This window comes from Cryobacterium gelidum, from assembly GCF_004403985.1.
GTDB classification, from domain to species: Bacteria; Actinomycetota; Actinomycetes; order Actinomycetales; family Microbacteriaceae; genus Cryobacterium; species Cryobacterium gelidum.
In genome coordinates, this window is the sequence record NZ_SOHL01000020.1 from 61362 (window position 1) to 77337 (window position 15976).

Consider the following 15976-nt stretch of genomic DNA (forward strand, 5'->3'; position numbering starts at 1 on the left):
GTCGCGCACCGATGCGCGGCGCCGGTCACTCCGGCCTCGTCAGGCGTCCGTGTCCCACTGGGTCCCGTCGAGGTCGCCGCGCAGCGTTCCGGTGGCCTCATCGACAGCCTCTCCGACAGTGCCCGCGAACCGCTCGGGAGGAAACCGCCCGCTCAATCCGTAGTCACGCAGGTGATCTTTCACCGGGCCTTTCATCTCGGCAAAGACGAGCGTGATGCCGCGGGAAACCAGGAAATCGTCGAGTTCGAGCAGTTCCTCCACGGCGGTCGTGTCGATGTCGGTGATGGGCTCCGCCGCGAGGATGACCGTGTGTACCCCACTACCGGCAGCCGCGACCGTGACCCGCACATAGTCGTCGAAGATCCCCCCGTTGGCGAAGAAGAGCGGCGCGTCGAAACGAACGATGACGATGCCGGGTAGGCGTTCGCCCTCGGGATGCCGCGACAGGTCGTGGTAGCCGCGAAGACCGCGGATCCGGCCGAGTTCGGCCCGATATGGTTGCCAGGCCTGGCTGACGAATGCGCCGAGCGAGAGAATGATTGCCACGACGATACCCTCGATCACGCCGACCACCAGCACCCCGAGAAAGGCCGCGAGCGAGAGCGTGGCATCGACTTTGTTCATGCGCACGAGCGCGATGAACCCTTTCACATCGACGAGCCCGGCAGCGGCGACGATGACGACCGCGGCGATCGCCGCCGAGGGCAGGAAATCCGTGAGGCCGGGCGCGAATAGCATGAAGGCCAGAACGAGGGCGGCGCCGACGACTCCGGTGAGCTGGGAGCGAGCCCCCGCCTTCTCGGCGACGGGGGTGCGCGAGGACGACGCCGAGACGGGGAATCCACCAAGCAGTCCGCTCGCGATGTTCGACGCGCCGATCGCCCTCATCTCCTGGCTGCCGTTGACATTCTCTCCGCCGCGGGCAGCAAACGATCGCGAAAGCACGGCGGTGTCGGCGAAGGCGATGAGCGCGATGCCCAGTGCCGGAGCCACCAAGGCCGCCGCATCCGCCCACTGCACACCATTGAGCGCGGGTGCGGGGAGGCCCCGGGGCAACGCACCGACGACGGGCAGGGCATCCCGCAGCCCGAAGACCGCGGTCACCGCCGTCGCGAGTACGACCGCCGCGAGCACGCCCGCCGCGAGCACGCCCGGAATCCGGGTTCTGCGCCACGACAGGACGACAATGACGGCCAGCGAACCGAGGCCGAAAAGCGTCGCGGTCAGGTTGACCTGACCCCCGGCGATTCCGACGAATATCCCGATCGCGTCGCGCAGCGCCGAGTCCGCTGAGATAGAGAAGCCGAAAAGGGTGGGCAACTGCGAAACGATGACCAGCACGGCGAGAGCGTTGAGGTAGCCAACGCGGATAGGTTTGGAGAGCAGGTCGGTCACGAACCCGAGGCGCAGAATGCCACCAAGCGCGAGAATCACTCCGACCATGATGGCCAGGAGCCCGGCGAGGCCGACCATGCGTGCATCATCGCCGAGAGCGAGAGGCACGATCGCGGCCGCGATGATCGGCGCCAGTGCCGAATCGGGGCCGAGCACGAGGATGCGCGACGGTCCGAAGACGGCATAGGCGGCCAGGGGAATGATCGTGGCGTACAGGCCCGATGCCGGCGGAAGCCCCGCCACCTCGGCATAGCCGATGCCGACCGGTATAAGTAGAGCGGTCAGGACGACGCCCGCACGCAGGTCGGGCAGTAGCCAGGCGCGCCGGTAGCCGAGCGCCCTATCGATTCCCGGCACCCACCTCCGCAGCCACGCCGCAGCCATGTCGTTCCTCTCCCGGACCCATCTCGGTGCCTGGCTGGTTCGTGCTCCGCGCGAAATAAACAGCGAGGGCGCACGCTCATAAGCTTTCGCTTAGGACGATGTTGACAGCCAACGGAGCGGGGAGCAAGCTGTGGCACGACAGTGTCGCGCAACGATGCGCGGCGCCGTGGAACCTTCTTTCGTGAGGAGAAGCCCGTGCAGATTCCGGCTCCGTTCGATTACGTTCGCGCCAGTTCGGTTGACAATGCCCTCGCCCTGCTTGATCGCCACGGGGCCGAATCCCGGGTGGTCGCCGGCGGACACAGCCTGCTTCCCATGATGAAGCTGCGCCTCGCCCGCCCGGACTGGCTCATCGATATCAACGACCTGTACGAGCTGGATTACTTGCTTGTCGATGGCCCCGTGTTACGCATCGGCGCGATGACCCGGCACACGACCCTGCTCGAATCCGACGACGTGCGGCGTCTGTTCCCCATCATCACCGACGCCGAACACGTCATCGCCGATCCGATCGTGCGCAACCGCGGCACCATCGGCGGCTCCCTCTGCCAGGCCGACCCGGCCGAAGACCTCTCCACGGTGTGCCACGTTCTTGACGCGGTGGCCGTCGTGCGCGGGCCGGCCGGCGAACGGATGCTGTCGATGGCCGAATTCCACCGCGGCCCCTACGAGACGGCCGTTGCCCAGAACGAACTGCTCATCGAGGTGCGCGTTCCCATTCGGGCCGGTTCCGGCAGCGCCTACGAGAAGGTGGAACGGCGCGTCGGAGACTGGGCTGTTGCCGCGGCCGGTGCGAGCGTGACGCTCGCCGCCGACGGCACGATCAGCAAGGCGACCGTCGGCCTCACCGCGGTCGGACTCGACCGCAACGTGACCGAGGTCGAAGCCGTGCTCGTCGGTCAGGTACCCACTGAACAACTCTTCGCCGAAGCCGGGCAGCTGGCTGCAGATGCCTGCGATCCCCTCGCCGATCAGCGCGGACCGATCGACTACAAGCGGCACCTCGCCGACGAGCTGACCCGCCGCGTGCTGCGGGTCGCGTGCAGCCGCGCCGCGGCATCCGTTCCAGACGTGACAATCCAGGAAGGCTGAGCCCGATGCAGATCAGCATGACCATAAACGGCACCGACGTCACCCGCGAGATCGAACCGCGCGTGTTGCTCGTGCACTTCATTCGCGACGACCTGCGTCTCACCGGGACGCACTGGGGCTGCGACACCACCAATTGCGGCACCTGCGTGGTACTGATGGACGGCCAACCGGTGAAATCGTGTACCGTGCTCGCCGCCATGGCCGACGGACACACGATCACGACCGTGGAGGGACTCGCCCATGGCGCCACCCTCGACCCGGTGCAGCAGGGCTTCATGGAGGAGCACGGCCTGCAGTGCGGTTTCTGCACCCCCGGCATGATGCTCACCGCCCGCGCCCTGCTCGACCACAACCCGCACCCGGAACCGCTGGAGATTCGCGAGGCCATCTCAGGCCAGATCTGCCGCTGCACCGGCTACGCCACCATTGTGCGGTCGATCCAGTGGGCCGCCGAGCATCCCGCCGGTGCGGCCCCAGAAACGACCACGTCCGAATCAACCGAGCACGAGGTGCACGCATGACCATCCTCGAGGACCGCCCGTCAAACCCGGCGGCCGGCGACCACGATCGGCCCATCGGCCATGGCCGCATGCAGCGCAAGGAAGACCCGCGTTTCGTGCGCGGTAAGGGCCGCTATGTCGACGACATCGTGCTGCCCGGCATGCTGCACGGCGCCATTCTGCGCGCTCCCGTCGCCCACGCCCGGCTGGTCTCGATCGATACGTCTGAGGCGCTCGCGCACCCCAAGGTACTCGCCGTGATCACCGGCACCGACCTACAGGCCCTCGGCCTCGCCTGGGCTCCGACCCTCTCGATGGACGTGCAGGCCGTGCTGGTCACCGACAAGGTGCGCTTCCAGGGCCAGGAGGTCGCTTTCGTCGTCGCCGAAGACCGCTACGCCGCCCGAGATGCCCTCGAACTGATCCAGGTCGAGTACGACGTATTACCGCCCGTCGTCGACGCCCGCAAGGCGATGGACCCGGGCGCTCCCGTCATTCGCGACGACCTTCCGGGCCGCACCGACAACCACATTTTCGACTGGGAAGCCGGCGACAAAGCCGAAACGGATGCTGTCTTCGCGAGCGCCGACGTCGTGGTGAAGCAGGAGATCGTCTATCCGCGCGTGCACCCGGCGCCGATGGAAACCTGCGGCGCCGTCGCCGACTTCGACCCCATCGACGGCCGTCTCACCCTGTACGAGACGACGCAGGCGCCGCACGCCCACCGCACCCTGTTCGCGATGGTCTCCGGCATTCCCGAGCACAAGATTCGGGTGGTCTCCCCCGACATCGGCGGCGGGTTCGGTAACAAGGTCGGAATCTACCCGGGCTATATCCTCGCCGTCGTCGGCTCCATCGTTACCGGCAAACCGGTGAAATGGGTCGAGGACCGCTCCGAGAACCTCATGTCCACCTCCTTCGCCCGGGACTACATCATGCAGGGCGAGATTGCGGCGACCAAGGACGGCAAGATCCTGGCCCTGCGCACCAACGTACTCGCCGACCACGGCGCGTTCAATGCCACCGCCCAGCCCACCAAGTATCCGGCCGGGTTCTTCCACATCTTCACCGGCAGCTACGACCTCGCGGCAGCGCATTGCACCGTCACCGGCGTGTACACCAACAAGGCCCCGGGCGGGGTGGCCTATGCCTGTTCCTTCCGGGTCACCGAGGCGGTCTATCTGGTGGAGCGGATGGTCGACATCCTGGCCCGCAAGCTCGACATGGACCCAGCCGAGTTGCGCCTGAAGAATTTCATCAGGAAGGAACAGTTTCCCTACGCCAACAAGACCGGCTGGGAGTACGACTCGGGCGATTACGAACCCACCATGCGGCTGTCGATGAAGATGGCCGGCTACGACGAGCTGCGCCGCGAACAGAAAGAGAAACGCGAACGTGGTGAGCTCATGGGCATCGGCATCTCGTTCTTCACCGAAACGGTCGGTGCTGGCCCGCGCAAAGACATGGACATTCTCGGCCTCGGAATGGCGGACGGCGCCGAACTGCGCATCCACCCCACCGGCAAGGCCGTCGTGCGCATCTCGGTGCAAAGCCAGGGTCAGGGCCACGAAACGACGTTCGCGCAGATCGTGGCGGAGGAGATCGGCATCCCGCCGGAAGACATCGATGTGGTGCACGGAGACACCGACCAGACGCCGTTCGGCCTCGGCACCTATGGCAGCCGGTCCACTCCGGTCAGCGGCGCCGCCGTGGCGCTCGTCGCCCGCAAGGTGCGGGAGAAGGCCCGGTTCATCGCCGCGGCCATGCTCGAGACCCGACCGGAAGACCTCGAGTGGGAGAAGGGCCGCTGGTTCGTCAAGGGCGATCCGAGCGTGGGCAAGACCATGGCCGAGATCGCGATGGGCGCCCACGGCACGGTCGCGCTACCCGAGGGTATCGACGGCAATCTCGACGCCGAGGTCACCTACGATCCGCCCAACCTCACTTTTCCGTTCGGCGCCTATATCTGCGTCGTCGACGTCGACCCGGGTACAGGCCATGTCAAGGTGCGCCGCTTCATCGCCGTCGACGACTGCGGCACCCGCATCAACCCGATGATCATCGAGGGCCAGATTCATGGTGGCCTCACCGACGGTGTCGGCATGGCACTCATGGAGATCATCGAGTTCGACGACGAGGGCAACTGCCTCGGCGGCTCGTTCATGGACTACCTCATCCCCACCGCCATGGAGGTGCCCGACTGGGAGACCGGCTTCACCGTGACCCCGTCGCCGCACCACCCGATCGGAGCAAAGGGCGTTGGTGAGTCTGCCACGGTCGGGTCACCGCCGGCCGTCGTCAACGCCGTCGTCGATGCCCTCACCCCGTTCGGGGTTGTGCACATGGATATGCCCTGCACCCCCGCCCGGGTGTGGGAGGCCATGCAGGGCGGCACGAGACCGCCGGTGTAGCATGCCCGTTGCCCACCCGACCCGCGCACAAGAGCTCATCGATCGCCGCGAAGCGTTCGTGCACGCGACCGTCGTGCGCGCCCAGCGCCCGACGAGCGCGCACGCCGGAGACACGGCGCTCGTTCGCGCGACCGGCGAGATCGAGGGCTTCGTCGGAGGAACGTGCGTGGAGGCATCCGTTCGCCTGTACAGCCTGCAGGTACTCGCGAGCCGGCAGCCGCTGCTGCTCAAGGTCGTCGCCGGCGTGCCGTCGAGCACCGTGCGAGACGGCGCGGTCGAGGTCTCCAACCCCTGTGTGAGCGGCGGGGCGATCGAGATTTTTCTTGAGCCGCGCCTTCCGCTGCCCCGAATGATCATCGTCGGCTCGACGCCCGATGCCGAGGCGCTTGCTGCCCTGGCACCGCTCGTCGGCTTCGACCTCATCCAAACGGATGGCGCCTCCGCCGCCCCGCAGGTCGGCGACGCCGCCCTGATCGTTGCCTCGCACGGCCGGGATGAGGAGCCAGCCCTGCTCGCCGCCCTCGCCGCCGGGGTGCCCTATGTGGCGCTCGTGGCGAGCCCGAGGCGCGGCGCTGCCGTGCTCGCCTCGCTCGACGTGTCGCCCGAGCAGCGCGCGCGTGTGTTCAGCCCGGCGGGCCTCGACCTCGGGGCGCGCACCCCCGGAGAGATCGCGGTGTCGATTTTCGCGCAGCTGGTGCAGGACCGGGCCGGGCACGGGCAACCGCAAGCCGCGGAGGTGGTTGAGACGGCGACGGCAGTGGAAGCGATCGCGATCGACCCTGTCTGCGGCATGACGGTGGCCGCGCTGCCCACGTCGCTGCAGGTGCAGCACGACGGCACGACCGTGTACTTCTGCGCGGCGGGCTGCCGCACGGTGTTTCTCGGACATCCGGAGCAGTATGCGACCGCGCGCTAGGGGCCCGGTTGACCGGTGCCGGCGATGGTGACCGTGCCCGAGTTGGTGCCGTCCGTCGGCGCGCTGCAGCGTGCCCTCGATGCCGAGGACTACCTCGCCGATGAGGGCCTCGCGACCGCCGTATTCCTGGCCGTGCGCATGCGGCAGCCGCTCCTGCTCGAGGGCGAACCCGGGGTGGGCAAGACCGAGATCGCCAAGGCGCTCGCTCGGCTGCTCGATACCGAACTGTTTCGATTGCAGTGCTACGAGGGAATCAGCGCTGGCGAGGCACTCTACGAGTGGAACTACCCCCGGCAGCTGCTCGGCATTCGCCTGGCCGAAGCGCGCGGGGTGGAACTGGCCGAAACGGAGCTGTTCGGACGCGACTATCTGCTGCGTCGCCCGCTGCTGCGGGCGATCGAACACGCCGGCCCGCGTCCGGCCGTGCTGCTGCTCGACGAGATCGACCGGGCCGACGCCGAATTCGAAGCCTTCACCTTTGAGCTGCTGGCCGAGGCGGCCGTCACCATTCCCGAGCTCGGAACCGTCACGGCGGAGCATCCGCCGATCGTGATACTGACGAGCAATCGCACCCGCGACCTGCACGACGCCCTCACCCGGCGCTGCCTGTATCACTGGATCGACTACCCGGGGCCGGAGCGGATCGCGCAGATTGTGCGCCGCCGGGTGCCGAGCAGCTCGCAGGCACTCGCGACCGAGGCCGCGGCGGCGATCACCCGGTTGCGATCGCTCGACCTCGTGAAGCCGCCGGGTATCGCCGAGGCCATCGACTGGGTCAGCGCCCTCGGAGTGCTCGGCATCGAGCAGATCAGCGGCCGCGCGGTCGAGCAGACCTGGGGCTCCGTGCTCAAGAACCGGGACGACCTGGATCTCGCTGCAGCCCGCGGCGGCGCCTGGGTGGCGGAGGCTGCGCATGGATGACCGCGGCCCTTATCGACCGATCGAAGCGGCCGCCCTTGCCGCCGGCTTCAGCACGGCCCTGCACCGGGCCGGCCTGCCGGTATCGCCGGACCGCGCGGCCCGACTGGCCGAGGCGCTGCGGCTGGTCCCGCCGACGGACCGGGCCGCCCTGTACTGGGCGTGCCGGATCGTGTTCGTCTCCCGGCAACAGCACCTTGCCCGCTTCGACGCGGTGTTCAGCGCCGTGTTCGGCGGCCGGCTCGACCCGGCCGAAGGACGCGGTGACCCGAACGCTCCCCCGGCGATCGGCTCCGAGATGCGCACGAAAGCTGCCCCGCCAACCAACCGCCCGGTCTCTGCCCCCCAATTGCAGCCAGAAGCTCGCCCGCCGGCTCCGTTGCCCGGTTTCGACGACTCGGGCGACGGCGACGGTCCCGAGCGCGACGCGATCCTTGCCATGGCCTCGCGCGACGAGCACTTGCACGAGATCGCGTTCGCCGACCTCGACCCCGAGGAACTGGCCCGCCTGCGCCGGCTCGTCGCCAACATCGTCCTGTCGACGCCGACACGGCTGAGCCGCCGGACCTATCCGTCGCCGCACAGCCGCGACCGGCTCGATGTGGCCCGCACCGTGCGGGCCGCGCAGGGCACCGGCGGCGACCCGATCACCCTGCACTACGCCCGCCGCCGCCCGAAGCCGCGCCGACTGGTGCTGCTCTGCGACGTGTCGGGTTCGATGGAACCGTACACGAGGGTCTTCCTGTCGCTGTTGCAGGGTGCGGCGTCCGGCGCCCGGGCCGAAGCGTTCGTGTTCTCGACGCGCCTCACCCGGCTGACCCGCCAGCTGGCTATACGCGACCCGGACCAGGCGCTCGCGCAGGCATCCGCCACCGTGACCGACTGGGCCGGCGGCACCCGGCTGGCGGCCAGCATCCGCCTGTTCATCGACGACTTCGGGCGGCGCGGCCTGGCTCGCGGCGCGGTGATCGTGCTGTTCTCCGACGGATGGGCACAGGACGACCCGGCCGACGTCGACGCCCAGATGGCACGACTGCGCCGGCTCGCGCATCGCATTGTCTGGGTGAATCCGCGCAAAGCCGCCGCCAGCTACCGGCCGCTCGTCGGCGGCATGGCCGCCGCCCTGCCCTACTGCGACGCGTTTGTCAGCGGGCACAGCTACACGGCCCTCCTCGAGGTGGCGGCCGCCATTCGCGGCGACCCGTCGGCATCCGCTCGACCATCCGTAACCATCCAGCAGAGGACACCCTGATGCAACTCGACAGTACCTTCACCGTCATCGCCCCCGTCGACACGGTGTGGAACACCCTGATGGACTTCGAACGCGTCGCCGGCTGTGTGCCGGGCGCGCAGATTCTGAACAAGCTTTCCGACGACAACTACCAGGTCGGCATGAAGGTCAAGCTCGGCCCGGTGACCATGCAGTACCGCGGCCAGATGAACGTCGACGAACGCGACGTCGAGGGCCTCCGCGCTGTCTTCTCCGGCAAGGCGCAGGAGACCCGCGGGCAGGGCACCGCCCAGGCCACGGTCACGCTCGTACTGGTCGAAACCGACGGTGTCACCCGGGGCACGGTCAGCGCCGACCTGTCGCTGTCGGGTAAGGCGGCTGCCATGGGCAAGGGCGTCATCAGCAGCGTCACCGAACAGATGATGACCCTGTTCGCCGGCAACCTGCAAGGTTTGATCACAGGCGATGACGGCTCTGGTGCGGTGCCCGGCGTCGGCGAGCACGTCGACGACCCGGCTGCCATCGCCCAGGCCTCCCCGCGGGCGGTCGCCGACCTGACCGACGTTCCGCCCGGGGACGCCCCGGCCGCCGACAGGCTCCCCCACGTTACGGCGGATGCCCCGGCGCGGGCGACCCTGCCGCCGCACCGGTCTGTACCTAGCGCCGCGCCGAGCCTCGATGCGATGACCCTGGTCAAAGGCGTCATCACCGACCAGCTCAGTGACCCGGTGAAACTCCTGGGTCTGCTGGCCACGGTAGCGTTTATCGCATACCGAATTGGTCGGCGCGCGTCCGGCCGCTGACCCACCGACCGAAGGGATACCGACATGCGTGAAGTTCTGGATACCCTCTTCACGGGCTGGCAGAATGGCGCCACGGCGGGCCTCGCCACGGTCGTGCGAACCTTTCAGTCCGCGCCCCGCCCGCCCGGCGCCTCCATGCTGGTCAGTGCCGATGGCACCGTGGCCGGCTCGGTCTCGGGCGGTTGCGTCGAGGGCGCCGTCTACGAGCTCGCCACGCAGGTGGCCGAGGACGGCGTGCCCGTGCTCGTGCGATACGGCATCAGCGACGACGATGCGTTCGCCGTCGGGCTCACCTGCGGCGGCATCCTCGACGTTTTCGTCGAGCCCGTCTCCCGCAACACCTTTGCCCTGCTCGAGGGGGTGCATGATGACGTCGATGCCGGCCTGCCGGTGGGCGTCGCCACGGTGATCGAGCATCCGGATGCCGGCTGGATCGGCCGCCACCTCGTAGTGCGGCCGCACGGATTCGAGGGCGACCTGGGCTCGAACCGTGCCAACCACGCCATCGGCGACGATACCCAGGGTCTGCTCGCTGCCGGCCGCAACGCCACCCTCACCTACGGCCCAGACGGCGAGCGTCGGGGCGAGGGCATGCGGGTGTTCTTCGCGAGCTACGCACCGCGGCCCCGTCTGCTGGTCTTCGGGGCGATCGATTTCGCCACCGCCCTCGCCCGGCTCGGCATCTTTCTCGGCTACCGGGTCACGGTCTGCGATGCGCGCGGCGTCTTCGCGACCGCCGCCCGGTTTCCCGGCGTCGACGAGATCGTGGTGAGCTGGCCCGACCGCTACCTGCGCGAGCAGATCGCCGGCGGGCTCATCGACCCCCGCACGGTCATCTGCGTGCTCACCCACGACCCCAAATTCGACGTTCCCCTGCTCGCAGCGGCCCTGCACGGCCCGCCCGTGGCGTATATCGGCGCTATGGGGTCACGCCGCACCCATCTCGACCGCCTCGAGCGCCTGCGCGCGGCAGGGGTGACCGATGCCGAGCTGGCCCGGCTACGCAGCCCGATCGGGCTCGACCTCGGCTCCCGCACACCCGAGGAGACCGCGGTCTCGATCGCCGCCGAGATCATCTCGCTGCAGTGGGGCGGCAGCGGGAAGCCGCTGCACACTCTCATCGATTCCATCCACCACGACGACCTCGTCGACCCCGACCCGCCGGCCGATCAATCAGCCCCTGGCGGCCAGAAGTTGATCGAGGCATGAGTCTGCTCGACTCCGTCACCTCCGTGCTCTTCGTGCACGCGCACCCCGACGACGAGACCATCAGCACCGGCGGCCTCATCGCGTATCTCGCGAGCCGCGGCATCCGGGTCAGCCTGGTCACGGCGACGCGCGGTGAGCGCGGAGAGGTCGTCGCTGGGCCGCTTTCAGTGCTCGCCGGAACCCCCGCCCTGGCCGAGGAGCGCGAGCGGGAACTCGAGCGCGCCGCCCGCGCCCTCGGCGTCGACGAGGGCTTCTGGCTCGGTGAAATACCAGCCCGCGCGCCCGGGCTGCCCGCGCGCCGCTACCGGGACTCCGGCATGGAGTGGATCCGCCCCGGCCTGGCCGGTCCGGCCGCAGATTCCGAGGCGGATGCGCTCGCTCGCGCGCCGCTCGCCGAGGTCATCAACGACCTTATGGCCGTGCTGCGGTACGTGCGACCGAGCCTCGTCATCAGCTACGACGCCATTGGCGGTTACGGGCATCCCGACCACGTGCGCGTGCACGACGCCGCGCTCGGCGCCAGCCGAGCGCTCACGATCCCCTACGCGGAAATTCTCGGTGCTTGTGCCGCGGATGCGGAGTGGTTCGACCTCGACGCCGAGCGCGAGACCGTCGTGGCGGCCCTGCGCTTTCATGCCAGTCAGCTCAGTGTCGACGGAGACGATGTCGTGCACTCCGGCGGCCAGCGCGACCCCATCCGCACCGCGATCGGCCTGCGCCTGCTCTGACCGGCGAATCGCGCTTAAATCAAATCAGGCCACCCAGAGGGCGGCCTGATTTGGGCAAAACAGCGTGTGACAGAACCGATGGTGGAGATGCGGGGAATTGAACCCCGGTCCACTGCTGTGGTCATATGCCTTCTACGGGTGTATCCAGTGAAGTCGCTTTCTCGGCCCCGGAATTTGCCACTGGCATCTACTCCGACAGGCCCAGCCTTCGTTTAAGTCCCTCTATGCCCCGTGGCTCAGCGTAGAAGCAAGCTCTCTAAATGGCGTCAGGATCCGGGTAGAGAGCATTCCCGGTCTGGCGGACTTCGTTAGTGCTTTCGCTTAGGCAGCGAGAGCGAAGTCAGTGCGGTTTGATTTGGCACTTATTGTTTTGCAGAGATCGTTTACGAGATAACCCTGCATCCTCGACCCGCTTCTCACAATTGCGCAAACAGTGTCGAAACCGATCATCCCCATACACATAGCGAACCGACTGGCTCGCGATGGGTTCATGTCACACGCTGTTGAGTTACCAAACGGCACCTTTCGGTACAGCCCTCCATACTACACCAGAAGCGCCCCCCAACAGAAGCGCGCAGCTGGCTAGTCGCCGAGGTGTCGCTGCGCCGACATGGCACGGTCGGACTCCCGCTTGTCGGTGCGTTCCCGCAACGTCTGGCGTTTGTCGTATTCTTTCTTGCCCTTGGCCACGGCGATCTCCACTTTGGCTCGGCCGTCCGCAAAATAGATGCGCAGCGGAATGAGCGTGAAGCCGCCCTCTTTGGTTTTATGGCTGATTTTCACGATCTCCTTCTTGTGCAGAAGGAGTTTGCGCTTGCGGCGCGGCGGGTGATTGGTCCACGACCCACCGGAATACTCCGGAATGTGCACCGCATCCAGCCAGGCCTCGCCGCCTTCGATGAAGGCATAACCGTCGACCAGGGTAGCGCGGCCGGCGCGCAGGGATTTGACCTCGGTGCCGCTCAAGACCATCCCGGCCTCGTAGGTGTCACTGATGAGGTAGTCATGTCGGGCCTTGCGATTGGTCGCTACGACCTTTTCGCCACGTTCCCTGGGCATGTTGCCTCACCTCCCTTCGTTTCTTCCAGCGGATGCCGCCGGTCGAGCGGGCACACGGCCTGCTCAGCAGCCCACCAGTCTAGCGGAACCGGGGGCCGGCTGGCCCCCCGGCTTCCGCTTGAGGGTTAGACCTTGAGGTAGCGGGTGATCGCGAAGTTCGCCGAGAACGCCGCCAGCACCGCACCGACGACGAGCAGGATGGGCACCACCACGAGCGCATCATCCATGCCGACCAGGGCGAAGCCGGTCAGCCGCGCGCCGAGGTAGCCCTGGACGAAGAAGTACACGAGCGCCAGGATCGCGCCGCCAGCCAGCAGCGAACCGAGCAACGCCGCGAAGACACCCTCCAAAATGAACGGCGTCTGAATGAACCGGTTGCTCGCGCCGACCAACCGCATGATGCCCAGTTCCCGGCGTCTCGAGAACGCCGACAAACGAATGGTCGTGGCAATCAGCAGGGCCGCCGCTATCAGCATCAACCCGGCGATGCCGATGGCGGTGTAGCTTGCGACGTTGAGCACGGAGAAGATCTGGTCGAGATATTTACGCTGGTCAGCGACATTTTCAACGCCGGCGACTCCCGACAGGCTCTCCACCAGCACCGCGGATTGGGACGGATCCTTCAGGTTCACCCAGAACGTCTGGTTGAGCTGCTCGGCCGTGACATAGTCGGCGACCGGGTTGCCCGCAAACTGCTTCTTGAAGTTCTCAAAGGCCTGCTCGTGCGTCTCGAAGTAGTAGTTGTCAACGAACGGCGCGAGGGTGGGCGATTTGAGTTGCGCCTCCACCGCGGCGATCTGCTCCGGTGAGGCGTCGCCGCCGGTGCAGGTTTCGCCCGGGGATATATCGGAGCACATGTAGATGCCGACCTGCGCCTTGTCGTACCAGAAGTTCTTCATCTGGCCGATCTGCATCTGCATCAGAATGGCCGCGCCGACAAAGGTCAGCGAGATGAACGTCACGAGCACGACGGAGACGACCATCGAGGCGTTGCGCCGCAGACCGTTGGCGGCCTCAGAGAACACCAGACCGAGCCTCATCGGGTCGGCCCCACGTTCTGCTCGCCGGTTTGGTCGGGTTTCTCCCCCGGCGCGCGCAGGCCGAGCTTCTCGGCGAGAGTGAGCTGCTCGGGTTCATCGTCCTGCGCAACCGGCAGTACCGGCCGTGTCATCGGCGGTACCGGCGTGTGCGGGGCGTCCTCGGTCGGCGGCACGACGACCGGGGCAGGGGCAGCGGGCTCCGGCCTGGAGACCGGCGAGGAAACCGGCGAGGCGGCAGCGGCCACCGCGGCAGCCGCCGCCTGATGCAAGGAAAGGGAGGTCTCGGGAACCGGGGCCGACGGGTGCGTCAGCGCCGGTTTGGGTGCAGCTGCGGGCCGGGCGTAGACCGCCGCGACGGGCGCCGGCTCGCTGGCGGGGGCATCCGTTGTGGGCGCCGGCAGAATGGTCGGGATGGATGCCGTGGCGTAGCCGCCCTGGCGCTCGTCTCGCACGATCTCGCCGTGAACGAGCTCGATCACGCGGCGCTGCATCTGGTCGACGATGCCGGCTTCATGGGTGGCCATGATGACGGTGGTGCCACTGGCATTGATGCTCGCGAGCAGCGACATGATCTCGGCGCTCGTGGTGGGGTCGAGGTTTCCGGTTGGCTCGTCGGCCAGCAGAATCTGTGGCTTGTTCACGATGGCGCGGGCAATAGCCACCCGCTGCTGCTCTCCACCGGAGAGTTCGTGCGGGAGGCGCTGGGATTTTTCGGCCAGGCCGACCATCTTGAGCGTGTCCGGCACGGCTTCCTGGATGAAACCGCGGCTCTTGCCGATGACCTGCAGGCTGAAGGCGACGTTGTCGAAGACGGTCTTGTTCGGCAGCAGACGAAAGTCTTGAAAGACGACGCCCATGTTGCGACGAAAGTACGGAACCTTACGGTTCGAGATCGACCTCAGGTCCTGGCCGAGCACGTGAATGCTGCCACTGGTCGGCTTCTCCTCCTTGAGCACGAGCCGTAGGCAGCTCGATTTTCCCGATCCGGAGGCGCCGACCAGAAAGACGAATTCGCCTCGCAAAATCTCGACGTCGATCGAGTTCAGTGCCGGCCGAGTGGTGCCGGGGTACTTCTTGGTTATGTGATCAAAACGGATCATAGCTCTTAGAGCCTAGGCAACCAGGGGCATTTTCCCAACAGCGACATACCCGTTGGGCCAAGCCTCAGCATGCCTCTAGTCTTCGGGTGCCTTTTTGCGCCAGCGGATGCCGGCCGAGATGAATCCGTCCAGGTCACCGTCGAAGACGTTGCTGGGGTTGTTCACCTCATACTCGGTGCGCAAGTCCTTGACCATTTGGTACGGCGCGAGCACGTAGCTGCGCATCTGATCACCCCAGCTTGCGGTGATGTTGCCGGCGAGTTCTTTCTTGGTGGCCGCTTCTTTCTCGCGCTCCAGCACCAACAGTCGCGACTGCAATACGCGCATGGCGGCCGCGCGGTTCTGAATCTGGCTCTTCTCGTTCTGGCAGCTCACGACGGTGCCGGTGGGCAAGTGGGTGATGCGCACGGCCGAGTCGGTCGTGTTGACGGACTGGCCGCCGGGACCGCTCGACCGGAACACGTCGACGCGAATATCGCCGTCGGGCACCTCGATCGATTCGGTCTGTTCGATCAGCGGCACCACCTCGACAGCGGCGAACGAGGTCTGGCGTTTGCCGGCCGAGTTGAACGGGCTCATGCGCACCAGGCGGTGCGTACCGGCCTCGACGCTGAGCGTGCCGAAGGCGTAGGAAGCGTCGACTTCGAAGGTTGCGCTCTTGATGCCGGCCTCTTCGGCGTAGCTGATGTCGAGCACGCTCGTGCGCCAGTTGTGCTGCTCCGCATACCGCAGATACATGCGCAGGAGCATTTCGGCGAAGTCGGCCGCGTCCACTCCCCCGGCGCCAGCGCGAATGGTGATGACGGCGTTGCGTTCGTCGAATTCGCCGTTGAGCAGCGTTTGCACCTCGAGTTCGCCGAGGAGCTTCTGCAGGCTCACTAGCTCGAGCGCTGCCTCATCGGCCAGTTCCTGATCGCCCTGGCCGTCGTTGGCCATGTCGACGAGCATCTCGAGGTCGTCGAGGCGCGTCGTGATGCTCTCAATACGCGCCAGTTGCGACTGCCGATGGCTGAGGTCGCTCGTCACCTTCTGCGCGTGCTCGGTGTTGTCCCACAAGTCGGGCATACCGGCCTCGCCACTGAGGTCGTCGATGTCCGCGCGCAGTCGGTCAATGTCGATCACCGAACGGATGTCGCCAAACGTGGTCCGCAGCGCGGCGATCTGTACTGAGAAATCCAAGTCAATCATGT

14 protein-coding genes and 1 other RNA gene are annotated in these 15976 nt (G+C 67.0%); 9 read left to right on the top strand and 6 right to left on the bottom strand.

Translation table 11 applies throughout. The features are described from left to right. Positions 1-39: 39 nt before the first annotated feature. Positions 40-1752: a SulP family inorganic anion transporter gene (locus tag E3T50_RS11480; protein ID WP_241990889.1), complete on the bottom strand. Its 1713-nt coding sequence runs from the start codon at positions 1750-1752 to the stop codon at positions 40-42. Positions 1753-1974: 222 nt separating this feature from the next. On the opposite strand from E3T50_RS11480, the gene E3T50_RS11485 reads away from it, so the two are divergent. The 9 genes from E3T50_RS11485 to E3T50_RS11525 are packed head-to-tail and all read left to right on the top strand — an operon-like array spanning position 1975 to position 11587. Next, positions 1975-2871, top strand: a complete 897-nt coding sequence (locus tag E3T50_RS11485; RefSeq protein ID WP_134551997.1) for an FAD binding domain-containing protein — start codon at positions 1975-1977, stop codon at positions 2869-2871. A 5-nt stretch (positions 2872-2876) separates the two neighbouring features. Beyond that, the gene (locus tag E3T50_RS11490) at positions 2877-3392 is read left to right on the top strand and encodes a (2Fe-2S)-binding protein (RefSeq protein ID WP_134459983.1); all 516 of its coding nucleotides are present in this window, start codon (positions 2877-2879) and stop codon (positions 3390-3392) included. Beyond that, on the top strand, positions 3389-5782 hold the full coding sequence (locus E3T50_RS11495; protein WP_134551999.1) for an aerobic carbon-monoxide dehydrogenase large subunit: 2394 nt from the start codon (positions 3389-3391) through the stop codon (positions 5780-5782). The genes E3T50_RS11490 and E3T50_RS11495 overlap by 4 nt, the downstream gene beginning before the upstream one ends. A 1-nt stretch (position 5783) precedes the next feature. After that, entirely contained in the window at positions 5784-6698 is a 915-nt protein-coding gene (locus tag E3T50_RS11500; RefSeq protein ID WP_134552001.1) for an XdhC family protein, read from the top strand. Positions 6699-6722: 24 nt separating this feature from the next. Continuing rightward, positions 6723-7619 (top strand): AAA family ATPase, encoded by an 897-nt coding sequence (locus tag E3T50_RS11505; RefSeq protein ID WP_134552003.1) that lies wholly within the window; start codon positions 6723-6725, stop codon positions 7617-7619. Continuing rightward, positions 7612-8868: a vWA domain-containing protein gene (locus tag E3T50_RS11510; RefSeq protein ID WP_134552005.1), complete on the top strand. Its 1257-nt coding sequence runs from the start codon at positions 7612-7614 to the stop codon at positions 8866-8868. The genes E3T50_RS11505 and E3T50_RS11510 overlap by 8 nt, the downstream gene beginning before the upstream one ends. Beyond that, positions 8868-9650 (top strand): SRPBCC family protein, encoded by a 783-nt coding sequence (locus E3T50_RS11515; RefSeq protein WP_134552007.1) that lies wholly within the window; start codon positions 8868-8870, stop codon positions 9648-9650. Before E3T50_RS11510 ends, E3T50_RS11515 begins: the two co-directional genes overlap by 1 nt. Positions 9651-9674: 24 nt before the next feature. After that, the gene (locus E3T50_RS11520; protein WP_134552009.1) at positions 9675-10859 is read left to right on the top strand and encodes an XdhC family protein; all 1185 of its coding nucleotides are present in this window, start codon (positions 9675-9677) and stop codon (positions 10857-10859) included. Beyond that, positions 10856-11587: a PIG-L family deacetylase gene (locus E3T50_RS11525; RefSeq protein ID WP_134552011.1), complete on the top strand. Its 732-nt coding sequence runs from the start codon at positions 10856-10858 to the stop codon at positions 11585-11587. The genes E3T50_RS11520 and E3T50_RS11525 overlap by 4 nt, the downstream gene beginning before the upstream one ends. Before the next feature lie 79 nt (positions 11588-11666). Here E3T50_RS11525 and ssrA read toward each other — a convergent pair. The 5 genes from ssrA to prfB all read right to left on the bottom strand — a co-directional run bounded on the left by ssrA (position 11667) and on the right by prfB (position 15974). Beyond that, positions 11667-12041, bottom strand: a transfer-messenger RNA (tmRNA) gene (gene ssrA, locus E3T50_RS11530). 128 nt (positions 12042-12169) lie between these two features. Continuing rightward, positions 12170-12646, bottom strand: coding sequence for an SsrA-binding protein SmpB (smpB, locus tag E3T50_RS11535; protein ID WP_134552013.1), 477 nt, complete (start codon positions 12644-12646; stop codon positions 12170-12172). A gap of 125 nt (positions 12647-12771) precedes the next feature. Then, positions 12772-13686 carry a permease-like cell division protein FtsX gene (gene ftsX / locus E3T50_RS11540; protein WP_134460007.1) on the bottom strand — a complete coding sequence of 305 codons (915 nt, stop codon included), beginning with the start codon at positions 13684-13686 and terminating at the stop codon, positions 12772-12774. Then, positions 13683-14786 (bottom strand): cell division ATP-binding protein FtsE, encoded by a 1104-nt coding sequence (ftsE, locus tag E3T50_RS11545; protein WP_134552015.1) that lies wholly within the window; start codon positions 14784-14786, stop codon positions 13683-13685. Before ftsE ends, ftsX begins: the two co-directional genes overlap by 4 nt. Before the next feature lie 75 nt (positions 14787-14861). Then, a complete protein-coding gene (gene prfB / locus E3T50_RS11550) occupies positions 14862-15974 on the bottom strand; it encodes a peptide chain release factor 2 (protein ID WP_134552016.1) in 1113 nt (370 codons plus the stop codon). Positions 15975-15976: the final 2 nt, after the last annotated feature.